The organism is Marinobacterium stanieri (assembly GCF_900155945.1).
GTDB classification, from domain to species: domain Bacteria; phylum Pseudomonadota; class Gammaproteobacteria; order Pseudomonadales; family Balneatricaceae; genus Marinobacterium; species Marinobacterium stanieri.
The window spans coordinates 836,367-863,361 of the sequence record NZ_FTMN01000001.1 but is presented as its reverse complement, the minus strand read 5'-3'; the positions used below and the strand labels follow the sequence as shown (position 1 = coordinate 863,361).

The following is a 26,995-nucleotide window of genomic DNA, read 5'->3' as shown; positions in this document are numbered from 1 at the left end:
TTTTTATTCACAGGACGCGCCAGGCATGAAATCACACAAAATACTGCAAGCGCCCATCCCGATGCGTTGGGTTGGTCCGATCAAGATCAGTGGTCACCTGGTGGACGAAAAACTGAGTGTGCCGCTGGCTACCTATGAGACGCCGCTCTGGCCGTCGGTGGGGCGTGGCGCACGGGTGTCCAACCTGACGGAAAAAGGCATCGTAACCACCGTGGTGGATGAGCGCATGACGCGCTCCATCCTGCTGGAAGCCGAGGATGCACTGGCCGCCCATCAGGCGCTGCAATCGATCAAGGCACGCCAGGATGACCTCAATCAGGTCGTAGCCACCAGCAGCCGCTTTGCCAAGCTGGTGGATATGCACAGCCAGATTGTGGGTAACCTTATCTACCTGCGCCTGGAGTTCACCACCGGTGATGCGTCCGGCCACAATATGGTGACCAACGCCGCCGACAAATTGATTCCCTGGATTCTGGCCGAATACCCGCAGCTGAGTTACAGCTCGATTTCGGCCAACTATTGCTCCGACAAAAAGGCGACTGCGGTCAACGGTATTTTGGGGCGTGGTAAATACGTGATCAGCGAAATCCTGATTCCCCGTGATGTGTGTGAGCGCCGTCTTAAAACCACCCCGGAAAAGGTGGTGGACCTGAATATCAAGAAGAACCTGATCGGTACCTTGATGGCGGGCGGTCTGCGCAGTGCCAACGCGCACTATGCCAACATGCTGCTGGCCTTCTATCTGGCCACAGGGCAGGATGCCGCCAACATCATCGAAGGTTCTCAGGGTGTGGTTCATGCTGAAGTCCGTGACGGTGATCTGTATTTTTCCTGCACCCTGCCTAACCTGATCATGGGGTCGGTGGGCAACGGCAAGGGCATCGACTTTGTCGAAGAAAACCTGAAGCAGCTGGGCTGCCGTGAAGAACGTGAGCCGGGTGAAAACGCCCGTCGCCTGGCGGCGATCTGTGCGGCCACCGTTCTCTGTGGTGAACTGTCACTGCTGGCGGCCCAGACCAATCCCGGTGAGTTGATGGAAGCCCATATCAAGCTGGAGCGTTCATGAGCGACCCGACTAACGAGCGCAAGATCGAGCATATCCGTGCCATCGAACGTGATCCGCTGACGGATCGCGATGGCCGCTGGTTTGATCGTATTCTGCTCACCAACCGGGCGCTGCCTGAGCTGGCGCTGGATGATATCGACCCCAGCGTGGACTTTCTTGGCAAGCGTCTCAGTTTCCCGCTGCTGATCTCTTCCATGACTGGCGGTGATCACGAGCTGGTGCGGACGATCAACACCAACCTGGCGAAAGCGGCCGAGCAGTGTGGCGTTGCCATGGCGGTGGGTTCCCAGCGTGTCATGTTCACCCATCCGGCTGCGGAAGCGAGCTTTGCCTTGCGCGAGCATGCACCGACTACGGTACTGATCGGTAACGTGGGGGGTGTGCAGCTCAATTACGGCTTTGATCTGGATAAGTGCCGTCGCGCGGTCGAGGTACTGGGGGCCGATGCGCTCTACTTCCATCTCAACCCGCTGCAGGAAGCCGTGCAGCCCGAGGGCGATACGGACTTCCGCGGCGTTGCCGACAAGATCGGTGCCATCCGCCGTGAGCTGGATGTTCCCGTATTGTTGAAAGAGGTGGGCGCTGGCCTGTCGGCGGCAGATATTGCACTTGGGCTGGAGCAGGGCGTGACCCACTTCGATCTGGCCGGTACCGGCGGCACATCCTGGAGTCGCATTGAACATCATCGACGTCATGATGAAAGCGATATCGGCGTGCGTTTCCAGGATTGGGGGCTGCCCACGCCGGTGGCATTGAAGCAGGCTGAGCCGTTTCTGGACCGTGCCACGCTGATCGCCAGCGGTGGTCTCAGAGATGGGATTGATATGGCCAAGTCTGTTATACTCGGCGCCTCGCTTTGCGGCATGGCAGCGCCGCTGCTACAGCCGGCAATGGAGTCGGCCGAGGCAGTGGTTGCGGTTATTGAACGACTGCGACGCGAATTTATTACTGCGATGTTTCTGCTCGGTACGCCTGACGTATCGGCATTGTTCCGAAACACTGCGCTTATTGTGGAAGAGCGTTGAGGACCCAGGTCACCTATGTCCGTTGGTATTGACGAAATCAGCTTTTACACCTCCAACTATTTTCTCGACCTGAAAACGCTGGCACAGGTTCAGGGGACGGACCCCGACAAGTACTACACCGGCATCGGGCAAGAGAAAATGGGCATGGCGGCACCGGATGAAGATGTGGTGACCATGGCTGCCAACGCGGCCCTGCCGCTGGTAGAAGGGAACGGCCGTGACCAGGTCAGCACTCTGATGTTCGCGACCGAAACCGGTATCGACCAGTCCAAGGCGGCCGGCATCTATGTGCATCGCCTGCTCGGACTGCGTGACAACTGCCGTGTGGTCGAGATGAAGCAGGCCTGTTACAGCGCCACCGCCGCCTTGCAGATGGCCTGTGCGCTGGTTGCCCGCAAGCCTGACAGCAAAGTTCTGGTGATCGCTTCCGACATTGCCCGCTACGATCTGGATACCCCCGGTGAAGCAACCCAGGGGTGTGGTGCCGTGGCGATGATGATCAGCGCCAACCCGCGCCTGGTCAGCATTGATCCTGAAGTGGGCAATTACACCGAAGACGTGATGGACTTCTGGCGTCCCAACTACCGTTCTACGGCACTGGTCGACGGCAAGTATTCCACCAAGATCTATCTCAAGGCGCTGAAAAAAGCCTGGGATCATTTCCGTGAAGTGAGCCCGCTGGATTTCAGCGACTTCTCGCATTTCTGCTACCACCTGCCGTTCAGCCGTATGGCGCAAAAAGCTCATCAGCAGCTGGTGCGTCATACCAAGGCGGGTTTGAGTGCAGAGGAGCAGGAACGCCAGATCAACAAGACGCTGATGTACAACCGTACCATTGGTAACAGCTACACGGCGTCCATGTATATCGGCCTGACTTCGTTGCTGGAAAATACCGACGCCGACCTGTCAGGTAAGCGTATTGGTTTCTTCAGCTATGGTTCCGGCTGTGTAGGCGAGTTTTTCTCCGGCACGGTTGTACCGGGCTATCGTGATGCACTGCATCTGCAACGTCACCGTGACATGCTGGCGGCGCGTCAGGAGATCAGTCACGACGAATACCTGCAGCTGTACCGAAATCAGATACCGGACGATGGCGGCGAACACCGCTTTGACGAAGGCACCACAGGCCACTTCCGTCTGGCCGGTATCAGCCATCACAAACGCGAATACGTGCCACGCTGATGCCCACCGCCTGCGCGCCGGGGAAAATCATCCTCAGCGGTGAACATGCGGTGGTCTACGGTTCACCGGCTCTGGCCCTGGCGGTGGACCGTCACATGCGGATCCACTACCGCCCCGACCGTCTGCCACGCCTGAGCTGGCACACCCAGGAACGTACCCATGTGCTGGGGCTGGATAAACTCGCCAGCCTGCGCCGTCGCCTCGATAATCACTTTGAACGCTACCTGCGTGGCGAATTACCCATTACCCGCATCCTGCAGAAACCCGCAGAGCTGGCGTTTTATGCGGTGGATATGGCACGGGTTCTGTCCGGTCTGGACGTACGCCCCCAGGGCAGTTTGAGCATCGATTCCGATATTCCCATCGGTGCCGGCATGGGCTCCTCGGCAGCCCTGATTGCCGCTTTGCTGAAGCTGTTTGGCCACTTTGATGACCGAGACGAGCTGATTCGTCAGGTACGCCATTGTGAGCGCCTGCAACATGGCCGTGGCAGTATTATTGATGCGGCTGCAGTCTGTTCCGGTGGTGCGGTGCGGGTGCAGGGCGAGCAGGTCGAATCTCTGGCCTTGCCGGAACAGGGGCTGGGGGACGGCTTTTACTGGCTGTTTACCGGTACCCCCGCGTCCAGCACAGGAGCCTGTGTGGATCAGGTACGCCGAAACTTTGCGGACTCGCCAATCTGGGGTGAGTTCCGTGATGTCACTGAAGCCTTTGAGTCTGCATTGATGCAGGGTGAAAGCCTGCTGGAGCCTATCCGTGCTAACCACCGTTTGCTGACCCGTATAGGAGTGGTGCCGGCGCCTTTGCAGCGCCTGGCCGAGCAGGTGGAACAGGCGGGTGGCGCAGCCAAGGTCTGTGGTGCTGGCGCTGTATCCGGTGACCAGGGTGGATTGATGCTGTTGCTGCTGCCGTCCGGCATGACGCCGGCCCAGTTGTCGCTGCAGCCGGACTGGCACTGGGGTGTTTTGAAAGAGGATAAACAAGGTGTCCGCATACTCGAGGATTGAGGTAAGTGCGCCCGGCAGCCTGATGTTGATGGGCGAGCATGCGGTGTTGTTTGGTGAGTTGGCACTGGCCTGCGCCGTGGATGCACGTTTGAGCGTCAGCCTCACCCCGCGCCCTGATCGTCTGGTCAAGATTGACAGTGAGCTGGGGCAGTACACGGGCTCACTGGACTCGCTTGAATCCATGTCGGAACTGGCGTTTGTGCTGGCCGTTGTCGAACGCTATCAACCCTATTTGGCCACAGGCTTTGAGCTGTCTATTCGCTCCGGTTTTTCCCATACCGTCGGCCTGGGCTCGTCCGCGGCGGTCACCGCTGCAACCACCGCTGCGCTGGCAGCCTATGCCAGTCAGAGCACAGCGCCTTCTGATCTGTTTGATACCGCCCTGGCTGCAGTACACCAGGTGCAGAAGGGGCGTGGCTCCGGCACTGACTTGGCGGCCAGCATCCATGGCGGTGTGATCGCCTACCGTGTGCAGCCGCGTGAAATACGTCCGCTGGCTGGCCTGCCTTCCATTTCGCTCTACTATAGTGGTTACAAGATGAAGACCCCGGATGTGTTGCAACTGGTGGAGCAAAAAGCGGCTCGCCAGCCTGCACTCTACGCCGAGTTGTATCGCCTGATGGGGCAAACCTGTCTGGCGGCCGAACGGGCTGTGGATAACTGGGACTGGCAGGCACTGGGTGAACTGATGAATATCTACCAGGGACTGATGGACGCGCTGGGGGTTTGCGATGCGACCCTGGCTGAGATGATCCATCGCCTGCGCGCTGAAGCCGGCGTGCAAGGGGTGAAAATTTCCGGGTCAGGCCTGGGGGATTGTGTACTGGCGCTGGGGCAGGTCAATGCGGAGCTGCCCTGGCAGTCGATTCCGGTTCAGGTAGCGGCAACAGGGGTGGAGATCCGTTATGAAAAAGACTGAGGTGATTGAGCGTCTACTGCCGAAGGTAACGGCGGCTTCGGCCTCTGTGGAGCACTTTGCGCCCAGCAATATCGCCCTGTGCAAATACTGGGGCAAGCGGGATCAGGCACTCAACCTGCCGGTCAATGCATCCCTGTCCATCTCGCTGGATTATCTGGGCAGTTTTACCCGCGTGGAACCGGTCGAAAATGGCGTCGACGAGGTCTGGCTGAATGGCCACCAGCTGCTGCCGAGCAGCCGCTTCAGCCAGAAAGTCAGCGCCTTTATTGACCTGTTTCGCCGTGATCAGGACCTGCACTTCAAGGTCGATACCCGCAATAATATTCCGACTGCGGCAGGGCTTGCCTCTTCGGCATCAGGCTTTGCCGCCCTGACGCTGGCCATGAATGATGCTCTGGCGCTGGATCTGCCACCGGAGCACCTTTCCGTTATGGCACGTATGGGCAGCGGCAGCGCCTGCCGCTCCCTTTTTACCGGCTTTGTCGAGTGGGAGATGGGTGTGCGCGAAGATGGTCTGGACAGTCATGGCGTGCAACTGGAGCAGACCTGGCCCGGCTTCTGTATCGGGCTGGTGGAGATTGACGCCGGTGAAAAAGCCACCGACTCCCGCTCCGGCATGCAGCGTACGGTGGAAACCGCACATCTGTACCAGAGCTGGCCACTGCAGGCGGCAGCGGATTTGAGCAAGCTGCAGCAGGCCATTGCCGAACGTGATTTTGAGCTGCTGGGCCAGACGGCCGAGCAGAATGCCCTGTCCATGCATGCCACCATGATCGCCTCCTGGCCGCCGCTGTTGTACTGGCAGCCGGAATCCGTGGCAGCGATGCAAAAAGTTTGGCAGCTGCGTGCCCAGGGCATGCAGGTCTACTTCACCATGGATGCCGGCCCCAACCTTAAATTGTTGTTCCAGCAACACGATCGTGCCGAGTTGCTGCAGCATTTCCCTACCCTGGAAACCGTCGAGCCCTTCGGTAACTGATGGCGGCGCTGGTCGGCCTGCCGCTGACACGGCGCCAGCGGGACGTCGATGGCCGTCTGCAACTGAGCTACTGGCTGCGCACGGCAGAAGGGGCCGAGGAAGTATTGATTGACGGCGAGCAGTCGGTGGCTTTCATCAGGTCCGACGATTGCGCTGCCGCGGAGCCCCTGATTAGCGACCTCAAAGGGTGCTCTCTGCGCCCACTCTCCCTGCAATCACTGGCTCATGAACCGGTTTCAGGCCTCTACGCCAGTAACCTGGCCGACTGGCATGAGGCATTGGGCCGTCTGCAGCAGGCCGGTATCGGCCTGATGGAAGAAGATATTCGTGCGGTGGATCGATACCTGATCGAGCGGGGCATCTTCGCCGGGGCCCGGGTTGTCCAGAGTCAGACTGTGGACGGGGGAGCGTCCTCCACCTGCGCCAACACCCGGCTGGTGCGTGATGATTTCATTCCCGGTCTGCGCATGTTGTCGCTGGATATCGAAACCACTCTCAGAGCCGACCGCATTCTATCCATAGCTCTCCAATGTGGTGATCAGGAAGTAGTGCTGTTTAATGGCCCGATAGCGGCTGGCGAGCAGATCCTGCCCTGTGCCGGTGAGCGCGCCCTGTTACAGGCGCTGATGCAGCAGGTGCGGAGCATGGACCCGGATCTGCTGATCGGCTGGAATGTGATCGGCTTTGACCTGCGAGTGCTGGAACAGCGTGCGCGCACACTGGGGATCAGGCTCTGTCTGGGCCGAGATGATCAACCCTTGCGGGTTGAGCAGTCCCAGACCGGGCGCTGGTTTGCCCGCCTGAACGGACGTCTGGTGCTGGATGGTATCGATACCCTCAAGGGCGCCACCTGGCACTTCGAACGTTATGGACTGGAGTTTGTTGCCCGCGAATTACTCGGGCGTGGCAAGCTTATTCACAACCCCAGTGACCGTGGTGAAGAGATCCAGCGTCTGTATCGGGAAGAGCCACTGGCACTGGCGCGCTACAACCTGGAAGACTGCCATCTGGTAACCGATATTTTCCACAAGGCCGAGCTGGTGCCCTACCTGCTGCAGCGGGCACGATTGACCGGGCTGGCGCTGGATAAGGTAGGTGGCTCCTCCCAGGCGTTTGATAACCTCTATCTGCCTCGCCTGCACCGTGCCGGCTATGTGGCCCCGGAGTACGCATCGGGGCAGGGTGATCTTGAGGTGCCGGGTGGTTTTGTCATGGACTCGCGACCGGGGTTATACCGCCATGTGCTGGTGCTGGATTTCAAAAGCCTGTACCCCAGCATTATCCGCAGTTTTCAGATCGATCCCCTGGGGCTGGCACTGGGCACGCGCGGCGATGCCCCTTCCGAGGCACTGGTGCCGGGCTTTCACCACGCCATCTTTGATCGTCGCCATGCACTCTTGCCTCGTATTATCGAGCGGCTGTGGCAGGCGCGTGATCAGGCCAAACAGGACGGCAACTCGGCATTGTCGCAGGCGATCAAGATCCAGATGAACGCCTGTTACGGCGTACTGGGCTCGAAAGTCTGCCGCTTCTTTGATCAACGTTTGTCAGGCTCCATCACCCTGCGTGGCCATCAGATACTGCAGCAGACCGCCGAGCATATCGAAGCGACCTGGGGCCATACCGTGATCTATGGTGATACCGATTCCGTGTTTGTCTGGCTGGGCGATGACTGGCCCGATACCAGCCGGGATACCCATGCCTATGGTGAGCAGCTGGCCCGGGAGCTGAATCAGTGGTGGCGTACTCAGTTGCGAGAGCGCTTTGATCTGGACTCGGCGCTGGAGCTGCAATACGAAGCACACTACAGCCGTTTTCTGATGCCGCGCATGCGCCACTCCGAAAAAGGCAGCAAGAAACGCTACGCCGGCCTCAAGCGGGACAGCGACGGGGAGCAGCTGGTGTTTCGCGGGCTGGAATCGGTGCGTACCGACTGGACGCCACTGGCACGCCAGTTTCAGCAGGAGCTCTATGCGCTGATTTTCCATGATGAGCCCTGGCACGCCATGCTCAAGCAGCGGGTAGAGGCTGTCTTTGCCGGTCAGCATGATGCCGAGCTGGTCTACCGTCGTCGTATCCGCCAGCCACTGGAAGCCTACACGCGCAACCGGCCGCCCCACGTGCGTGCCGCCCAGCAATTGGAAAACCACCGCCGCGAACAGGGCCTGCCGTCATATTATGCCGTGGGGGACAGCGTGGCCTACCTGATGACAGTAAACGGCCCGGAGCCTGAAGAGCTGTTGCGCTCGCCCATCGATTATCAGCATTATGTGGATAAGCAATTGCTGCCGGTAGCGGATAGTATTCTGCCGTTTCTCGGCGAATCCTTTGCCAAACTGGTGGCGCCTCAGATCGATCTGTTTTGATCGTCATCCAACGTCAGGGAGCAAAACCACCCTTTGGGTGGTCTCAGGGATAAAGAGCGCAGGAAACCACTATGGCTGAACATCAGGACCCCGATCAGAATCGCCGCAGCCTCGCCAAAGGCATGCACTACATGACCTGGATCGTGCTGCTGGCACTGTTGGCGGTATTCTTTAGCGATTATATAGCCGATCGCCGTAACCCCAACCGTGATCTCAACATGGCGGCGACCCTGGGTGGGGAAGTGGTGCTGGATCGCAACCGCAGTGGGCACTATGTGGCGCCCGGGCAGATCAATGGCCAGACCGTTACCTTTCTACTTGATACCGGCGCCACCCGCGTCAGCGTGCCTGAATCGCTGGCCAGCGATCTGGGACTGGAGCGCGGACGCGAGCAAAAAACCATGACCGCCAACGGGGTCATCAGCGTATACGCGACCCAGCTCGACAGCGTCCGTCTGGGCGGTATCGAGTTGCGCAATGTACAGGCGAGCATCAACCCCTTTATGCCGGACGATACCGTGCTGCTGGGCATGAGCTTCATGCAGCATCTGGAATTGATGCAGCGTGATGGACAGCTGACCCTCAGAGTACCGGAAGGCTGAACCCTTAAGCCGGCTCAGCCTTGTTGATAATCCGGGTTACTGCTGCAGACTCACTGTTGCAGAAAGAAAGGCTCTTCGCGGGATTCCAGCCATTCCCGAGCCTGGGCTTCGGTGGTGCCAAAGAATACAACTCGCGGTGTTGTGCTGCGGTGGCCATGCTTGGGAAGGTCGGTACGCAATACCCACCAGCTGGATGCGCTGACCTGTTTCAGGGTGAGCAGATGATCGGCATGAACATGGTTGTTGTAAACGGTCATAACAGGGTCTCGAAATAAATCAGGTTCGTCTTTAATGGGCAGGGCCGCAGCAGCGCGTGCTGCGACCGGGGTGTTTTTCAATCAAAGCAGGTCAGCTACTGCTGGACAGAGCCTTCAGCTCACTGGCCGCTACACTGAACAGCGCAATATCGCCTTCCAGTCCACGGATTTCCTTGCACAGTTGTTGCCAACGCTCCAGTAGCACGGCGTTGCGTGTTTGCCAGCTATCCAGAGCCGGACTGTCCGTGTTGCTCAGCAGTTGCTGGCAGATTGCCAGCGGGCTGCTGGCAAGCAGGTCTTCCAGACCCTCAATCGCCAACGCCTGCCAGTGCGTTTCGGCCGTGTAGGCTCCCAGCGCTGCGGCAAACGCCGGCAGCTCCAGGCGGTGAATCAGGTCAAAATAGAGCTGAGCCGTGCGCTCAAGGCTCTGCTGGCTCTGGTTGGCCACAACCGCGATTCCCAGCAGCTGGTCGCGCAATTCGATCGCCGCCAGCTCGATAGCCGTCTGGGGTTCGATGCCGGCCGCCTGCAGTGCGGTCAGGGTGTCACAGCCTTCCAGGCCCGGCAGCTGGTCACGCAGCTTTGGCAACAGGGCCAGCAGTGCGTCCATGCCTGCACCATAGTCCTGTACCAGCTCGGCGGTACTGCGGCCTGCCGTGTTTTGACGCAGGAACCAGCGTGTGGCACGGCGCATCAGTTGTACGGTGCTGGCACGCATCTGCTGCTGCAGCTCCGGCGCTACCCGGCTGCCCAGTTCACCAATCTGCTGCCACAGGCTGGATACACTGAGGCTGTCGCGGGCAGAGATCCAGGCGCGCACGATGTCGGCCGCATCGGCACCGGTGCTCTGCTGCAGCTCGTCAACAAAGGTGATGCCCATCTGGTTGACCAGGGCGTTCGCCAGCTGGGTGGCCAGAATTTCGCGGCGCAGGCGATGCTGATGCAGTGCCTCGGGATAGGCGGCGCGCAGCTTGGGCGGGAAGGCGGTCAGCAAGGTTGCGCGGATATGCTCATCGTCGATCAATGACGACTCAATCAGGGCTTCCTTAAGGCGTGACTTGCTGTAGGAGATCAGCACCGACAGCTCCGGTCGGGTCAGCAGCTCACCCTGAGCCTTGCGGGCATCCAGCTCGGCATCGTCCGGCAGGAATTCCAGCGCACGATCCAGACGACCACTTTGCTCCAGTGTATGGATCAGACGAATGTAGGTATCCGGGGCCTGGCGGCAGTGATGCTCGGCATGGCTGATCGCCAGCGCCTGATCACGGTTGTTCTGCAGCACCAGCTCGGCAACCTCGTCGGTCATCTCCTTGAGCAACTGGTTACGCTGCTTCAGGGTCAGATCACCCTCGGCAACCACTTCGTTGAGCAGGATCTTGATATTGACCTCGTGGTCGGAGCAGTCCACACCGCCGGCGTTATCGATAAAGTCGGTATTGGCGCGGCCACCCTGACGGCAGAACTCGATACGGCCCAGCTGAGTGGCGCCCAGGTTGCCGCCTTCGCCGAACACGCGGCAACGCAGTTCTTGGCCATCCACACGCAGGGGATCACTGGCCTTGTCGCCCGCATCGGCATGGCTCTCATGGCTGGCCTTGATGTAGGTGCCGATACCGCCATTCCAGATCAGGTCCACCGGTGCCTTGAGCAGGGCACGGATCAGCTCGTTGGGAGACAGGCGCTCGGCATCGATCTGCAGGCGTTCACGCAGTTCGGGGCTGATCGGAATCCATTTGGCCGAGCGGGAGAAAACGCCGCCGCCGTTGGAGATCAAATCCTTGTTGTAGTCTTCCCAGCTGGAGCGGGGCAGGTTGAACAGGCGCTGACGTTCGGCGTAGCTGCTGGCGGCATCCGGGTTCGGATCCAGGAAGATATGCATATGGTTAAACGCCGCGACCAGACGAATGTGCTCCGACAGCAGCATGCCGTTACCGAACACATCGCCAGCCATGTCACCGATACCGATGACGGTAAAGTCTTCGCTCTGGGTATCCAGGCCCTGTTCGCTGAAGTGCAGCTTGACCGATTCCCAGGCACCGCGGGCGGTGATGCCCATGCCCTTGTGGTCGTAACCCTGGGAACCGCCGGAGGCAAAAGCGTCGCCGAGCCAGAAGTTGCGTTCGGCCGCGATGCCGTTGGCAATATCGGAGAAGGTCGCCGTGCCCTTGTCGGCCGCGACTACCAGGTAGGGATCGTCGTCATCGTGACGCACCACATCGGCAGGCGGTACCAGCGCACCGGCTTCAAGGTTATCGGTGATATCCAGCAGCGCACTGATGAATATCTTGTAGCAGGCCACGCCTTCAGCCTGGATCTCTTCGCGGCTGCCATTGATCGGCAGCTGCTTGGCAACAAAACCGCCCTTGGCACCCAGCGGCACGATGACGGCGTTCTTCACCTGTTGTGCCTTGACCAGACCCAGTACTTCGGTGCGGTAGTCTTCCAGTCGGTCTGACCAGCGCAGGCCGCCACGGGCAACCTTGCCGCCGCGCAGGTGAACCCCTTCCACGCGCGGCGAGTATACGAAGACCTCAAAGGCCGGGCGCGGCTTGGGCATGTTGGCGATAGCAGCGGGGCTGAGCTTGAACGCCATATAGTCCCGCGGCTGACAGCCTTCGCCCAGCTGGAAGTAGTTGGTTCTGAGGGTCGCCTGCATCAGCTCCAGGAAACGACGCAGAATCTGGTCATCGCTGAGATTTTCGATCTGCTCCAGCGCATCCAGAATGCTCTGCTGCACACGTTCGCTCACGGCGCTGGAGCGTTCGCTGCCCTGGCGTCCGGGCTCGAAACGGGCACGGAAGAAGGCGACCAGCAGGCGCGCCAGATGAGCATGGCGTACCAGCGTGGTGGCCATGTAGCTCTGGCTGAAACCGAAGCGGGTCTGCTGGTTGTAGCGGGCATAGGCACGCAGCATGGCCACTTCGCGCCAGCTCAAGCCGGCACTGACCACCAGCTGGTTGAAGGCGTCATTTTCGGCTTTGCCGGACCAAATGGCGGCAAAGGCATCCTGAAAGATATCGCGTACTTCATTGATATCGATGCTGTCGGCCTGCGGGCAGCTCAGGGTGAAGTCATGGATCCAGTAGGCGCTGCCGTCAGCGGCATCCAGGCGGTAGGGGTGTTCACCGAGTACGCGCATGCCCAGGTTTTCCAGCACGGGGATGGCATCGGACAGTACCAGCGGCGTATCGCGCTGGAACAGTTTGAAGCGCAGTTCATCGCGGCTCTGTTCCAGTTGGCGGTAGAAGCTCATGCCAATGGTGCGTTCGCTGTTCAGACTTTCCAGGTGGCCCAGATCAAACACGGCCTTGGCCGGGCTGAAGTGCTGGCGGTAGGCCGGCGGACAGGCCGAGCGGAAGCGGTTGGACAGGCTGTTGCCGCGGGCTTCACCGTACTCGTCGATCAGCGCCTGGTGCAGGTCATCACTCCAGGAGCGGGAAACGGCAACCACATCACGCTCAATGGCAGCAAAATCCAGCGCGTTCAGCGCTTCCGGCTGAATGCGGGCGACAAAATGAACCCGTGCCAGAATGGATTCACTGTAATAGGTGGTGAAGTCGATTTCCCGGGTGTTGAGGGCGTCTGCGAGCATGCCCTGAACCTGCTGGCGCAGCTCGGTGTTGAAGCTGTCGCGCGGCACGAAATAGAGGAAGCTGGCAAACTTGCCACAGGGATCGCGACGCATCAGCAGGCGGGTACAACGGCGTTCCTGCAGGCCGAACACGCCTCGGGCCAGTTGCATCAGCTCGTCATCGGACGCCAGCATGACCTCGTCACGGGGCAGTTCGTGCAGAATCTGCACCAGCGTTTTGCCGCTGTGGCCCTGTGGATTGAATCCACTGCTGGCCAGCAGGCGGGACAGCTTGCGGCGCAGCAGCGGGATGCGTTCAAGGCGCTCGCTGTAGACCGGCAGGGTATAGAGGCCATAGAAGCGGTATTCACCGCAGACCTGTCCCTGATCGTCATAGCGCTTGATCACCACCAGATCCAGATAAGCCGGGCGATGAATACGTGAACGGCGGCTGTAACGGGCCAGTTGCAGCGGAGCATCGTCCTGCATGGCACGACACTCATCTTCGCTCAGGCGATTGAAGCGGCGGTTGCGCTCCTCTTCCGTTTCCAGACGCAGGGTGCCGAGTTCCTGACCGGCTTCACGCTGGGCAATAAGCTGGCCGTTCTCCAGGCTGAAGTTCAGCTGGTCACAGGCAATAAAGGTGAAGTTGTCGGCTTGTAGCCAGTCCAGATAATCGGCGGCTTCACGGGCATTATCATCGTCGCACTGGCGCAGCTGCTCGGCCAATTCCGAGGCACGCTGGCGCATGGCGTCATAATCATTGACTGCCGCGGCAACCAGCGTGTGCAGTTCACTGAGGCGCAAGCGTAGCTGGCGCAGGCGCTCGGGGTCGGTCTGGCGATCAACTTCCAGATAGATGAACGACTCGTCGTCGCCGTCGGCTGCCAACTGTTCCAGCTGGTCACCCTGGCGGCAACTGGGGATCACCGTGTTGAAAATGTCATGAATACCGATCTGTTCATGGTTCAGCGCCATACGCACCGAGTCCACCAGGAAGGGCATGTCGGGGAACAATAGCTGGATGACGGTGTGGCTGCTGTGCCAGCCATGTTGTTCAAGGTCCGGATTGAACAGGCGAACCTTGGGAGCGCTGCGGTCATAATGTTGCACAAACTCCCAGCTCGACAGCAGTGGCCCGAGTAATTGTTCAGGGCTTTGCTGGTCCAGCTCCTCCGAGGTGGACACCTGGAAAAAATACTGGGCGAATTGCTGGATAGATTCGGCTTCAGCAGCAGGGAAGGTGCTGTTGAGGTGTTCGGCCAGCGGAGACAGTGCCTGATGTGTTCCTGTTTTCAGACCGGCGTTCATGGTTTTGCGCGACTCCCGTTATGCAACGATATAGAAAGCCCCGAACGACTCTGGGGATGCTTTACTCTAGGGGAGGCAAGCGCAAAATTATTGTCGAAATACGACGCACTTTTTTGAAAATTACACCTTGTTGTCAATCCCGGCTGCATGCCGGCTGAGTTATCAGCTTTCTGTTTACCTGAAGCGACTATTCAATCGTTTGTAGTGCTCTGTTTCCGACTTTTCTTTACCGACTGGTAGGCAAGCAAACGGCGCCGATATAGAATTCGCCGCCGTTTTGGTTTCTCGTATGCGACCTGCTTTTTCGCAGTTGCGACAAGCTGCGCCTGTCAAGCTTCTGTAATGCACTGGTATATGCGAATTTTCAGGAAATTATCACAATAAACAGGTTGAACACCCATGATCAAAAACAACCGACCTATGCCATTTTTGTTGGCAATGACGCCGATTGTTCTGATGGTAATCGCGATGCTGATCACCATCGTTGTGCTGGAAGGGGCACCCCATATTCCCTTGGCATTCGGCACAATAGTCGCCGCCCTGGTGGCCGCTAAGCAGGGATTCAGCTGGAGCGACATAGAAGAAAGTATCTATAAGGGTATACGTCTGGCATTGCCCGCCGTCGTTATCATCATACTGGTGGGGCTGGCCATTGGCTCCTGGATGGGCGGTGGCGTCGTTGCGACCATGATCTACTACGGCCTTCAGTTGATGAGCCCGGAATTCTTCCTGGTGTCCATCTCGCTGATGTGTGCCGTGGTCTCCATTGCGATCGGCAGCTCCTGGTCGACCATGGGTACCATCGGTATCGCCGGAATGGGCATCGGTATCAGCATGGGCATTCCTGCGCCCATGGTAGCCGGTGCGGTTATCACCGGTGCCTACTTTGGTGACAAGATGTCGCCGCTGTCCGATACCACCAACCTGGCTTCAGGCCTGACCGGTACCGACCTCTTTGTCCACATCAAGCACATGCTGTTTACCACTATTCCGGGCCTGCTGATTGCGCTGGCCGTGTACTGGTACATCAGCACCGGTTTTGTATCCGGTGATGCCGAGCTGGCGCGTATCAATACGACGCTGACCGTGTTGAATGACAGCTTCCTGATCTCACCCTGGCTGCTGCTGGTGCCGTTGACCGTAATTGCGCTGGTCGCCAAGAAAGTTCCGGCCCTGCCGGCACTGGTTGTGGGTGTGGTACTGGGTTTCCTGTGCCAGATCTTTGTACAGGGCGACGATGTGGCAACGGCCATGAGTGCGCTGCAGAACGGCTATGTGATCGAGTCCGGTAACGAGGTGATCGACTCCCTGTTCAATCGTGGCGGTATCGATTCCATGATGTACACGGTTTCCATGACCATCGTGGCGATGACCTTCGGTGGTGTGCTGGAAAACACCGGCATGCTGCAGGCGATCGTCGACAAGATGAAAGGTCTGACCAAGTCCGCCCGTGCGCTGGTGCCGACCACCATCGGTTCCTGCTTCCTGACCAATGCGACCTGCTCCGAGCAGTACATCTCTGTGGTGGTGCCGGCGCGCATGTTCTCCAAGGTCTATCACGAGCGTGGTCTGCACTCCAAGAACCTGTCTCGTGCGCTGGAAGACGGCGGTACTCTGACCTCCGTATTCATCCCCTGGAACACCTGTGGTGTCTTCATTCTGGCCACGCTGGGTGTGGGGGCACTTGAATATGCGCCTTACGCGATCCTGAACTTCGTGGTGCCGATCATCTCGATCATCTATGCCATCACCGGTTTCTCGATTGTGAAACTGAAGCCTGGTGAAGAAGCCGAAGCCTTCCAGGTTGACGAAGACCAGGAGCTCAAGCCCCAGTCTCCATTCTGATTTCGTGCTGAAGCCTTAAGCCCGCACCTGGCTTGCACCGGGAGCGGGCTTTTTTTTCCCTGTTTTTAACCTTTGCTGGAATTGGATTGTGGCCAAATACCCCCGATTGCTCTGGAGTGAAGAGAAGCTCCGAGACAACATACGGTTTATGAACCGCCTGTTTGCCGCCGCTGCGTTTCCGATCAACTGGACCGCTGTCAGCAAGGCGGTGTGTGCGCATGAGGAAATCGTGCAGACACTGATTGAGGAGGGTGTGAGTGAACTTGCCGACTCCCGTCTGGATAACCTGAAGCGGATCAAGTCGCTTGCTCCCGAGGGGAGAACCTTGCTGTTGCGACTTCCGGGACTGCACGAGGTGGATGAGGTCGTGCGCTATGCCGATACCAGCCTGGTATCCGAGCAGATCACTATTGCCGCCCTGGCAAAGGCTGCTCGAGCGGCCGGTGTGCGTCATCGCATTATTCTGATGGTGGAGCTGGGCGATCTGCGTGAAGGTCTGTTGCCAGACCAGGTGCTTGAACTGGGGCACTTTATTCTGCAGCAGGACAGCATCGACTGGTGCGGGATCGGCACCAACCTGACCTGCTACGGCGGCATTCTGCCCACACGGGAAAAGATGGAACAACTGCTCGCTGTCAAACGCAGCATCGCCCGTGAGTTGGGCCATGATGTGGAGGTGGTGTCCGGTGGTAACTCCAGTTCACTGCCTCTGCTGCTCAGAGATGAAATGCCGAAGGGGATCAGTCATCTGCGCCTGGGCGAGTCTCTGTTGCTGGGACGTGAGACGGCCAAAGGGAAGCTGATCGAGGGTCTGCATGGCGATGTTTTTACTCTGGAGGCGGAAGTCATTGAAGTGCAGGTGAAAAGCTCGGTTCCGGATGGCGAGCGCGGTATGGATGCCTTTGGCAATACGCCTGAATTCGAAGATGTGGGCGAACATACCCGTGCCATTCTGGCGATTGGCAAGCAGGATGTGCCTATCGATGAGCTGGTGCCGGTGGATGAAGGTATTCGTGTGCTGGGAGGCAGCAGTGATCACATGATTCTGGATGTGGGCTCGCGTGCGGTCAAAATCGGCGATGTCATCGCGTTCAGGGTTAATTATCCGGTGTTGTTGCAGGCGATGACATCGCCCTATGTGGCCCGCGTCCGTGCTTAATTCTGCCCGTCGGTACTGTCACCGGTCGGCATGAGGATTGAGTGGCTCAGGCCGCTGCTGGCTGGCAGCGGCTGTTTCTGCTCGGCCAGCCGCTTGCGCTCTTCTCGAGGGGTCAGGCCAAAGTGGTTGCGGTAGGCGGTGCTGAAATAGGATGCACTGGTGAAGCCGCAATCAAGGCCAACCTGCAGAATGGGTTTGTCACTGCGGCGCAGCAGCTGACGGGCCTTTTCCAGACGGGTCTCCAGGTAATACTTGGAGGGCATGGAGTTGAGGTGGCGCTTGAACAGCCGTTCCAGGTGGCGACGTGAGATCCCCACGTGATGTGCCAGGTCGTCTGTGCTCAGGGGTTCCTCGATATTGGCTTCGATCAGCTGAACCGCTTCCACCAGCTTGGGCTGGCTGATGCCCAGTCGCGTGCGCAGTGGTACTCGCTGGGGGTCTTCGCTGGAGCGAATACGCTCATGTACAAACTGTTCGGAGATAGAGGCGGCAAACTCCATGCCGTGGTACTGGCCGATCAGCGACAGCATCATATCCATGGCGGCGGTGCCGCCGCTGCAGGTATAGCGCTTGTTATCCAGCTCAAACAGGTTGTTGGTCATCCGTGTATGCGGAAACTCTTCGCGCAGACTGTCCAGATCCCACCAGTGGATGGTGGCGCGGCAGTCGTTGAGCAGTCCGGCACAGGCCAGCAGATAGGAACCTGTTCCTATGCCGCCCAGTGCCATGCGACCACCGCGCAGGCGTCGTAGCCAGGCAATGATCTCATCGTTGCCGGTGCGGGCGATGGGGCTGGCGCCACAGACAAACAGCGTATCCAGCGAGGGTATCTGCTCAATGCTGTATTCCACCTGGGTGAGCACACCGGCACTGCTGGGGACGGCGGCGCCATCCTGACTGATCAGAAAGGTTTCGTAGTGGGTTTGTCCGGACACCCAGTTGGCCATGCGCAGGGGCTCGATTGCGGATGAAAACGCAATCAAGGAAAAGTTGGGCATTAGCAAAAACCCGATGCGGACGGGAGTGCTGGTCTGTGGCTCGGACAAAACGCTTATCGCTCGGTTGATCGTGAAATCGGCTTTAGTGGGACATGATGGTGGCGAAGGATAATCGCTTTGCCGGACTTTGTTCAGTCCCGCTTGCGCTAATGTCACTATAGCTCAACTAAAGGTCGCGCTATATAAACTTGCCGGCTGTTCACTGGCGCTGCTTTTCCTGATAATGGTTATCGGATTCCGACAAGGCCAGACACGTGTGTCTCAGGCCAGGCTCGGAGAGTTAGAGCCAGTTCGCTTGACCGGTTCGAGCGATTACAAGAGGTAAGGCAGCAACATGAGCACTACACAGGTTACCCGTGCGCTTTTCGATGAGGTTATGGTACCCAACTACAACCCCCAGCAGATGGTGCCGGTCCGCGGTGAGGGCAGTCGTGTCTGGGATCAGGACGACAACGAATACATCGACCTGACCAGCGGTATCGCGGTAACCAGTCTGGGCCACTGCCATCCGGCGCTGGTCAAGGTGCTCAAGGAGCAGGCGGATAAGGTCTGGCATCTGAGCAACGTCTACACCAACGAACCCGCGCTGGCACTGGCGCAGGATCTGACCCGTGAAACCTTCGCCGACAAGGTGTTCTTCTGTAACTCCGGCGCTGAAGCCAACGAAGCGGCGTTCAAGCTGGCGCGCAAGTATGCCAGCGATCACTTCAGTGAAGAGAAGAACGAAATCATCTCCTTCGTGCAGTCCTTCCACGGCCGTACTCTGTTCACCGTCACTGTTGGTGGCCAGCCCAAGTACTGTCAGGGCTTCAAGCCGGTACCGGGTGGTATTCACCACGCGCCGTTCAACGATCTGGACGCGCTGAAAGAGCTGGTTTCCGACAACACCTGTGCCATTGTTATGGAGCCGGTGCAGGGCGAAGGCGGCATCATTCCGGCCAACCCTGAATTTGTCCGTGGCGTGCGTGAACTGTGCGACCAGTTCAATGCGCTGCTGATCTTTGATGAAGTTCAGACCGGTATGGGCCGCACCGGCAGCCTGTACGCGTATATGGATACCGATGTAACACCGGACATCCTGACCTCGGCCAAAGGCCTGGGCGGCGGCTTCCCGGTGGGTGCCATGCTGACCACTGACAAGGTGGCACCGAGCTTCAATGTTGGTACCCACGGTACCACTTACGGCGGCAACCCGCTGGCGTGCGCCGTTGCCGGTGAAGTGCTGCGTCAGATCAACCGTCCGGAAGTACTGGAAGGTGTGGTACAGAAAAACGCACTGTTCAACTCCGAGCTGGAAGCGATCAACGCCAAGCACCACATCTTCAAGGAAGTGCGTGGCAAGGGTCTGTTGATCGGTGCCGAACTGGTTGATGAATGGCAGGGCAAGGCGGGCCAGTTCCTGGCGGCTGCCCGTGAGCAGGGGCTGATGATTCTGATGGCGGGCCCGAACGTACTGCGTTTTGCGCCGTCCCTGATCATTCCGGATGAAGATATCCGTGAAGGCATGGCCAAGCTGGAGCAGGCTATTGCACAGCTGCTGAGCACCGCTGAAGCGGGCTGATACCCTGTGTATTAACCGGTTTTCCGGTGTATGCGGCCCCTTAAGCTAAAAAAGGGGTCGCATTTTCAACAGACCTGCTTGCGCTGACGCGACATAATCCCCAGATATCCACTATCAGGAGGCAAGCATGACTCACGACTTTACCCCCTGGCTAGCATGGCTGGACGAACAGCATCAACAGATGCTCGACGATACCCTGGCGCTGGCCGAGATCAATTCCGGTACGCTGAACCACACTGGCGTCAACCGAGTGGGTGAAGCGCTTGTCCGCCTGTGCCAGCCCCTTGGTGGCGAGACCGAAATCCTGCCGGTCGCTCCCTATCAACACCTCAACTCTCAGGGCGAACTGGACCAGTTCCCGCTGGGAAATGCCGTCCGTATCCGCAAGCGCCCTGAAGCACCGCTGCAGATTTTCCTCTGCGGCCACATGGATACCGTATTTGCGGTTGATCATCCCTTCCAGCAGATCCAGTGGCTGGATGATGACACCGTGAACGGCCCGGGTGTTGCCGACCTCAAGGGTGGCCTGCTGGTCATGATCAATGCCTTGATGGCGCTGGAACGCAGCCCCTGGGCGGACCAGATCGGCTGGCAGATCCTGTTTAACCCCGATGAAGAGATCGGCTCTCCATCTTCGGCGGCTCTGATTGCCGAGGCTGCCAAAGAGGTGGACCTGGGCATGATTTACGAACCCAGCTTCCCGGATGGCAACCTGGCCGGTGAGCGCAAGGGCAGCGGCAACTTCAGCGTTGTGGTCCGTGGCAAGGCGGCTCATGCCGGTCGCGAACATCACCTGGGCCGCAACGCCATTCGTGCCATGGCCGACTTCATCGCGGCGCTGGACGATCTCAATGGTCAGCGCCAGGGCGTCACGATCAACCCTGGCTTCATTGAAGGCGGCGGTGCCGTCAACATCGTGCCGGACCTGTGTATCTCCCGTTTCAATATTCGCCTGGAGCAGGTGGATGACGAAGCCTGGTGTCAGCAGCATCTGGACCGTTTGCTGGCCGATATCAATGCCCGCGACGGCATCAGTATCGAGCTGCACGGTGGCTTTGGCCGCAAGCCGAAAAAACTCAGCGGTGCCAACCAGAAATTGTTCGAGCTGGCCCGTGACTGCGGTGCCGAACTGGGCATGAGCATTTCCTGGCTGCCCACGGGGGGCTGCTGTGATGGCAACAACCTGGCCGCTGCGGGTATCCCCAACATCGATACGCTGGGTGTGCGCGGTGGCAAGATTCACTCGTCTGATGAATACATGCACGTCAGCAGCCTGACCGAAAGGGCCAAGCTGAGTGCCCTTATCCTGATGAAACTGGCGACCAGCTCAGACAGAAGCTGGCTTGGAGAGCGCTGATGCTGGTACTGCGTCCGGTCGAATTCAAAGATTTGCAGGGCCTGGAGCGGCTGGCCGTGGTGTCTGGCGGCAGCCTGACTACTCTGCCCGCCAATCGGGATCACCTCAGTGAGTTGATCGACCGTACCCTGCAGTCACTGCGCAAGGCGGTTGAGCGCCCCGAGCAGGAAAGCTACCACTTTGTGCTGGAAGACAGCATCAGCGGTGAAATTGTCGGTATCTCCGGTATTGAAGCGGCGGTGGGCATTGAATCACCGTTCTACAGCTATCGCATCAATGAAGTCATTCATGCGTCCAGCGAACTGCAGATCCACAATCGCATTCCGGCACTGAACCTGTGCCAGGATTTTACCGGCGCCTCGCGTCTGTACACCCTGTTCCTGGATGCCGAGCACCGTCAGCGCAGTAATTTGCATCTGCTGTCCCGTGCCCGTCTGCTGTTCATCGCCGCGCACCGAGCGCGTTTTGACAGCCGCATCATCGCAGAGCTTCAGGGGGTTCAGGACGACAACGGCCAGTCACCGTTCTGGGAGAGTCTGGGACGCCACTTCTTCAGCATGGACTTTGCCAAGGCCAACTACCTCACCGGCATCGATTCCAAGGGCTTTATTGCCGAACTGCTGCCGCACCACCCGGTATACCTGCCGCTGCTCAGTGATGCAGCACGCGAAGCACTGGGACAGCCGCGTTCCGATGCGGCGCGCGTCAAGGCGCTGCTGGAATCGGAAGGCTTTGACTACCGTGGCTACGTCGACATCTTTGATGGTGGCCCCACGCTGGAAGCCCAGACTGATCGTCTGCGTACTCTGGTCGAAAGCCGCACGCTCAGCATCGGCGTGAGCGCAGATGATGAAGAAGCCGACAAGGCGCTGGCACTGGTGGCCAGTGGACAACTGCAGAATTTCCGCTGCCTGTTGGCAGAGGTCGATCCGGAACATCCGGAGCTGACGCCGGCACAGGCTGAAGCACTCAATATCAGCAGCGGAGACAGCATACAGCTGGCCTGGCTCTAGCGCGGATATCCAACCCGACTGCAATTCAATTTCAACTTTTCAATGTTTTACCCGGTGCCTGATTGGCACTGGGGGACTTAGTGACGATTACAACTGGGGTATCGATCATGATGGTAGTTCGCCCGATTACGGCCGCCGACCATGAAGCACTGCGGGAACTGGCCCGCAAAACAGGTCAGGGATTTACCTCTCTGCAGGACAACGACGAGCAGGTGGCGCGTAAGCTGGAAACCGCCCTGGCGGCCTGGAATGACAACAACATTCCGGAAGAGGCCCTGTATCTGTTCGTGATGGAAGATACCAGCACCGGTGAAGTGGTCGGTATCAGCGGTATCGAATCCGCGGTTGGCCTGAGTGAACCCTGGTACAACTATCACATGGGCACCTTGTTGCACGCATCCCGTGAACTGGGTGTGCGCAACCTGATTCATACTCTGACACTGAGTAATGACCATACCGGCTATTCTGAACTCTGTACCCTGTTCCTGGCACCGGAAGCGCGCCACAGCAAAAACGGTTCTCTGCTGTCCAAGTCCCGTTTCATGTTCATGGCCGAGTTTCCCAAGCGCTTCAACGAGAACATGCTGGCCGAAATGCGCGGCTATTCTGATGACAACGGGATACCGCCGTTCTGGGAAGGCGTGGGCCGCCACTTCTTCTCGCTGGACTTCGGTGAAGCGGACCAGCTGTCATCCATGGACAAGGTGTTCATCGCCGAGTTGATGCCGAAGAACCCGATCTACATCAACCTGCTGCCGGAAGATGCCCAGGCAGCGATTGGCAAGACGCATCCGGCGACGACCCCGGCGCGCAAGTTGCTGGAAGCCGAAGGCCTGCGCTTTACCGGTTACGTCGATATTTTCGACGGCGGCCCGACGCTGGTGGCACGCATGGACGATATCCGTGCCATCAATGAAAGCTGCTACTCGCGTGTGCATATCACCGAGGAGCAGCCGGAGGGTGAACTCTACCTGGTGAGCACCACCAGTTTTGACGATTTCCGCTGCTGCATGACGCCGCTAAACGGTGTTGGCAAGCATGTTGTGGGTCTGCCGCAGGATGTGGCCGATGCACTTAAAATTTCCGAAGGCAGCACTGTACGTGTGGTGCCTCTCTCATCTGGCAGGAGAATCTGACATGACCGCATCCGTAATGATCAATGGCGACTGGCTGGACGGACAGGGACCGGCGTTCACTTCGTTGAATCCGGCCACCGGCGAGATTTTCTGGCAGGGGCAGGGCGCTGATACCGAGCAAGTGAATGCTGCCGTAGCAGCTGCTCGTGCCGCGGCGACCGACTGGGCACTGGCCGGGTTTGAAGCGCGCGTGGCCATTGCCCGCCGCTTTGCCGAACTGCTGGGCGAGAACAAGGAAGCGCTGGCGGTGGCGATTGCCACTGAAACCGGCAAGCCCCTGTGGGAAGCGCGCACCGAAGTGGGCGCCATGGTGGGCAAGGTCGAGATCTCGGTCAAAGCCTACAACGAGCGTACCGGTGAACGTGAAAGCGACATGGCTGGTGCCAAAGCGGTATTGCGCCACAAGCCGCACGGCGTGGTAGCCGTGTTTGGCCCGTACAACTTCCCGGGCCATCTGCCCAATGGCCACATCGTGCCGGCTCTGATTGCCGGTAACACTGTGGTGCTCAAGCCCAGCGAACTGACTCCGGCGGTTGCCGGCGAGATGGTCAAACTCTGGCTGGAAGCCGGCTTGCCGGCGGGCGTACTCAATCTGGTACAGGGTGAAAAGGACACCGGTATCGCGCTGGCTTCCCATGCGGATATCGACGGTCTTTTCTTCACCGGCAGCTCCAACACCGGTCACATCCTGCATCAGCAGTTCGCCGGTCATCCGGGCAAGATTCTGGCGCTGGAGATGGGCGGCAACAACCCGCTGATCGTGCACGAAGTGGCCGATATGGCTGCGGCTGTGCATGAAACCCTGCAGTCATCCTTCATCACCGCGGGTCAGCGCTGCACCTGTGCACGCCGCTTGATTGTACCGACCGGTGACTGGGGTGATCGTTTCCTCGAGGCTTTGGCCGAAGCGGTTCGCAACATCCAGGTGGGCGATGCCTTTGCCGAGCCGGCACCTTTCATGGGCAGCCTGATTTCCGAAGGTGCCGCCGATGGCGTGTTGGCGGCGCAGGATGCTTTGCTGGCGCAGGGTGCCAACTCTCTGGTTCGCAGCGAGAAGCTGAAGCCGGGCACAGGTCTGATCTCACCGGGACTGATCGATGTAACGGCCATTGCCGAGCGTGAAGATGAAGAGATCTTTGGTCCGCTGCTGCAGGTGATTCGCGTGGCCGACTTTGATGCTGCCATCACCGAAGCCAACAATACGCGCTACGGTCTGTCGGCGGGTCTGTTCAGCGACTCCGAAGCATTGTTTGACCAGTTCTATGCCCGTATTCGTGCAGGTATCGTAAACTGGAACAAGCAGCTGACCGGTGCCTCCAGTGCCGCGCCTTTCGGTGGTATTGGTGCCAGTGGTAACCACCGTGCCAGCGCCTACTACGCGGCGGACTACTGCTCTTACCCGGTGGCGGGCATCGAAGCGGATCAGCTGGCACTGCCGCAGACTCTGTCGCCGGGTCTGAAACTTTAATTACTAACCCAGGAGGTTCTGATGCAGGCAACTGAAGCAAACTTTGATGGTCTGGTCGGTCCGACCCACAATTATGCGGGCCTGGCAGTGGGCAATCTGGCCTCGCAAAGTCACCAGGCACAGGCCTCCAATCCCCGCGAAGCCGCGCTGCAGGGGCTGGCCAAAATGAAGGCCCTGCACGACCTGGGCATGGTTCAGGGCGTGCTGGCGCCGCTGGCGCGGCCCGATCTGAAAAGCCTGCGCCGTTTGGGCTTTTCCGGCAGTGATGCCGATGTGCTGGCGGCGGCTGCCAAGGCGTCCCCGCGCCTGCTGGCAGCCTGCTGTTCCGCCTCCAGCATGTGGGTCGCCAACGCGGCGACGGTCACGCCCAGCGCCGATGCCAGTGACCAGCGGATACATTTCACACCGGCCAACCTGGCCAGTCAGTTACACCGTTCTCTGGAGACCGAGCATACCGCCCGGATTCTGCAGGCAACGTTCAATGACAGCCGCCATTTCGTGCATCATCCGTCGCTGCCCACGGTAGCGGCCCTGGGAGATGAGGGAGCCGCCAACCATACCCGCCTGGGACACAATTACGGTGAGCCGGGCGTGGCCTTTTTTGCCTATGGCAGCGGTGGCCCAGGTCCCGAGCCCAGCCGTTATCCGGGTCGACAGACGCTGGAGGCATCAAAGGCGGTTGCGCGTCAGCATCGGCTGGACCCGAACCGTGTGGTGTTTGCTCAGCAGCATCCCGAGGCGATTGATCAGGGTGTCTTTCACAATGACGTGATTGCAGTGGGTAACCTGGATACGCTGTTCTGCCACGAACGTGCTTTCTACAACCAGTCACAGGTGCTGGAAGCGCTCAATGCGCGTCTCGATGGCGGGCTGAAGCTGATTCAGGTTGCTGAAAGCGAGGTAACGCTGAGCGATGCCGTACGCAGTTATCTGTTCAACAGTCAGCTGTTGCGCCTGCCGGACGGTCGTACCCTGTTGGTGGTGCCGGGTGAATGTGAGCAGGTGGCGCCTGTATGGCAGTATCTGCAGGCGCTTGAAGCCGCTTCGCCGATTATCGATGCGGTGCAGGTGTTTGATCTGCGCCAGAGCATGCACAACGGCGGTGGCCCGGCTTGTCTGCGTTTGCGCGTGGTGCTGAATGAGGCTGAACAAGCCGCGTTCAATCAGTCCACACGCATGAGCGAGACACTCTACCCGCGTTTGGTCGATTGGGTTGAGCGTCACTACCGTGACCGTCTGTTGCCGGCTGACCTGGCTGATCCCGAGTTGATGGACGAGTCCTTTACCGCACTGGACGAGTTGAGTCGCATCCTGCACCTGGGCTCGGTTTACCCCTTCCAGCGCTAAGGTTCCTGGTCGCAAAAGGCCTGCCTTCACCGGGCAGGCTTTTTGTTATCAGTCTGCCCAATCCAGCGACATGAACAGCCGGTTGCTGCCCGTTTCTACGGGCGGTGAGCGGTGCACTATGCCCAGTCCTTCATTGTCATACCAGCCATCGCCCTTGAGCAGCGCCACATCACCCCGGCTGAGTTGCTGATACTGCTCGGGCGCCTGCTCCGGAATGCGCGGCAGACCCGCAGCGGGTTCTTCCAGCCATTGGCTGCCGCTGCCCACATAGGTTGTTACCAGGCGAGCCGGCAGGTAGTCCACGTGAAAGCGGGGGCACATGGCTTGCTGAAGAGTAGCCAGACGGATGCCGATCATTTTCGGCTCGAACAGGCACTCGTACATCTGTATCAGCTGCACCATATCCTCGATCAGCGCCTGACGCCCATTGGCCTGAGGAAATGTCTTTTCCAGGGTGTCACGAATCTCCGCGTCCATATCCGCCTGGCAGGTAAACAGCGTTTTCAGATTGATGCGCCGATCAGCCGTGATCGTCTGATCCAGATACTGTTCTATTTCCGAGCTGAGTGATCGCTGCCATACGGCCAGGTTGCAGCGCTCCTCATAGATGTGGGTCAGCGCCTCGGGTGTTTCACCAAAAAGTGCTTCACGCATGGGGTGGGGCGTGAGAGGTTGTGCAGTGTTCATACGAAAATCCGTCAATCTTTATTTATGTTATATCATAATAATATCTCCGTGGTTTTTTCATGATGGCAATCGACTTGACTGGCATTCTGATGTGATGAGGGGAGAGAGGGGCCGAAAAGTCTGCTGCTTTTCAGCCCCT

General features: G+C 58.9%; 20 protein-coding genes. 16 read left to right on the top strand and 4 right to left on the bottom strand.

The window, feature by feature from the left end:
- The first annotated feature begins 25 nt into the window (after positions 1-25).
- From BW956_RS03950 to BW956_RS03915, 8 genes are all read left to right on the top strand, one after another.
- Positions 26-1,066 (top strand): hydroxymethylglutaryl-CoA reductase, encoded by a 1,041-nt coding sequence (locus BW956_RS03950; RefSeq protein ID WP_076461001.1) that lies wholly within the window; start codon positions 26-28, stop codon positions 1,064-1,066.
- Positions 1,063-2,091, top strand: a complete 1,029-nt coding sequence (gene fni / locus BW956_RS03945) for a type 2 isopentenyl-diphosphate Delta-isomerase (protein ID WP_076460999.1) — start codon at positions 1,063-1,065, stop codon at positions 2,089-2,091. Before BW956_RS03950 ends, fni begins: the two co-directional genes overlap by 4 nt.
- 15 nt (positions 2,092-2,106) lie before the next feature.
- Positions 2,107-3,273, top strand: coding sequence for a hydroxymethylglutaryl-CoA synthase (locus tag BW956_RS03940; protein ID WP_076460997.1), 1,167 nt, complete (start codon positions 2,107-2,109; stop codon positions 3,271-3,273).
- Positions 3,273-4,280 carry a mevalonate kinase family protein gene (locus BW956_RS03935; protein WP_076460995.1) on the top strand — a complete coding sequence of 336 codons (1,008 nt, stop codon included), beginning with the start codon at positions 3,273-3,275 and terminating at the stop codon, positions 4,278-4,280. Before BW956_RS03940 ends, BW956_RS03935 begins: the two co-directional genes overlap by 1 nt.
- Positions 4,258-5,199 carry a mevalonate kinase family protein gene (locus BW956_RS03930; RefSeq protein WP_083702917.1) on the top strand — a complete coding sequence of 314 codons (942 nt, stop codon included), beginning with the start codon at positions 4,258-4,260 and terminating at the stop codon, positions 5,197-5,199. Before BW956_RS03935 ends, BW956_RS03930 begins: the two co-directional genes overlap by 23 nt.
- Entirely contained in the window at positions 5,186-6,178 is a 993-nt protein-coding gene (mvaD, locus tag BW956_RS03925; protein WP_076460991.1) for a diphosphomevalonate decarboxylase, read from the top strand. The genes BW956_RS03930 and mvaD overlap by 14 nt, the downstream gene beginning before the upstream one ends.
- Positions 6,178-8,544: a DNA polymerase II gene (locus BW956_RS03920; RefSeq protein WP_139327119.1), complete on the top strand. Its 2,367-nt coding sequence runs from the start codon at positions 6,178-6,180 to the stop codon at positions 8,542-8,544. The genes mvaD and BW956_RS03920 overlap by 1 nt, the downstream gene beginning before the upstream one ends.
- Positions 8,545-8,615: 71 nt before the next feature.
- Positions 8,616-9,146, top strand: coding sequence for a retropepsin-like aspartic protease family protein (locus BW956_RS03915; RefSeq protein ID WP_076460987.1), 531 nt, complete (start codon positions 8,616-8,618; stop codon positions 9,144-9,146).
- Between the two features lie 50 nt (positions 9,147-9,196).
- Here the strand turns inward: BW956_RS03915 and BW956_RS03910 are convergent, their stop codons facing one another.
- Both BW956_RS03910 and BW956_RS03905 read right to left on the bottom strand, forming a co-directional pair.
- Positions 9,197-9,403, bottom strand: coding sequence for a hypothetical protein (locus BW956_RS03910; protein ID WP_010324589.1), 207 nt, complete (start codon positions 9,401-9,403; stop codon positions 9,197-9,199).
- Positions 9,404-9,494: 91 nt separating this feature from the next.
- Positions 9,495-14,285: an NAD-glutamate dehydrogenase gene (locus tag BW956_RS03905; RefSeq protein ID WP_076460983.1), complete on the bottom strand. Its 4,791-nt coding sequence runs from the start codon at positions 14,283-14,285 to the stop codon at positions 9,495-9,497.
- 399 nt (positions 14,286-14,684) lie between these two features.
- Here BW956_RS03905 and nhaC point away from each other — a divergent pair, with 399 nt between their 5' ends.
- Both nhaC and BW956_RS03895 read left to right on the top strand, forming a co-directional pair.
- Positions 14,685-16,130: a Na+/H+ antiporter NhaC gene (gene nhaC / locus BW956_RS03900; protein WP_010324591.1), complete on the top strand. Its 1,446-nt coding sequence runs from the start codon at positions 14,685-14,687 to the stop codon at positions 16,128-16,130.
- An 88-nt stretch (positions 16,131-16,218) separates the two neighbouring features.
- Complete coding sequence (locus tag BW956_RS03895) at positions 16,219-17,289, top strand: alanine/ornithine racemase family PLP-dependent enzyme (protein WP_076460982.1); 1,071 nt, start codon at positions 16,219-16,221, stop codon at positions 17,287-17,289.
- On the opposite strand, the gene BW956_RS03890 is transcribed toward BW956_RS03895, so the two are convergent.
- Entirely contained in the window at positions 17,286-18,335 is a 1,050-nt protein-coding gene (locus BW956_RS03890; protein WP_276327817.1) for a GlxA family transcriptional regulator, read from the bottom strand. The two genes, BW956_RS03895 and BW956_RS03890, sit on opposite strands and share 4 nt — an antisense overlap.
- A gap of 286 nt (positions 18,336-18,621) precedes the next feature.
- Between BW956_RS03890 and BW956_RS03885 the strand changes: the two genes are divergently transcribed.
- The 6 genes from BW956_RS03885 to astB all read left to right on the top strand — a co-directional run bounded on the left by BW956_RS03885 (position 18,622) and on the right by astB (position 26,169).
- Positions 18,622-19,848 (top strand): aspartate aminotransferase family protein, encoded by a 1,227-nt coding sequence (locus tag BW956_RS03885; RefSeq protein WP_076460978.1) that lies wholly within the window; start codon positions 18,622-18,624, stop codon positions 19,846-19,848.
- Between the two features lie 127 nt (positions 19,849-19,975).
- Positions 19,976-21,205: a hydrolase gene (locus BW956_RS03880; RefSeq protein ID WP_076460976.1), complete on the top strand. Its 1,230-nt coding sequence runs from the start codon at positions 19,976-19,978 to the stop codon at positions 21,203-21,205.
- Complete coding sequence (locus BW956_RS03875; RefSeq protein ID WP_010324596.1) at positions 21,205-22,218, top strand: arginine N-succinyltransferase; 1,014 nt, start codon at positions 21,205-21,207, stop codon at positions 22,216-22,218. The genes BW956_RS03880 and BW956_RS03875 overlap by 1 nt, the downstream gene beginning before the upstream one ends.
- A 107-nt stretch (positions 22,219-22,325) precedes the next feature.
- Positions 22,326-23,354: an arginine N-succinyltransferase gene (astA, locus tag BW956_RS03870; protein ID WP_010324597.1), complete on the top strand. Its 1,029-nt coding sequence runs from the start codon at positions 22,326-22,328 to the stop codon at positions 23,352-23,354.
- A 1-nt stretch (position 23,355) separates the two neighbouring features.
- The gene (gene astD, locus BW956_RS03865) at positions 23,356-24,822 is read left to right on the top strand and encodes a succinylglutamate-semialdehyde dehydrogenase (protein WP_076460974.1); all 1,467 of its coding nucleotides are present in this window, start codon (positions 23,356-23,358) and stop codon (positions 24,820-24,822) included.
- 21 nt (positions 24,823-24,843) lie between these two features.
- On the top strand, positions 24,844-26,169 hold the full coding sequence (astB, locus tag BW956_RS03860; RefSeq protein WP_076460972.1) for an N-succinylarginine dihydrolase: 1,326 nt from the start codon (positions 24,844-24,846) through the stop codon (positions 26,167-26,169).
- A 48-nt stretch (positions 26,170-26,217) separates the two neighbouring features.
- On the opposite strand, the gene BW956_RS03855 is transcribed toward astB, so the two are convergent.
- On the bottom strand, positions 26,218-26,856 hold the full coding sequence (locus BW956_RS03855) for a DUF1826 domain-containing protein (protein WP_076460970.1): 639 nt from the start codon (positions 26,854-26,856) through the stop codon (positions 26,218-26,220).
- Positions 26,857-26,995: the final 139 nt, after the last annotated feature.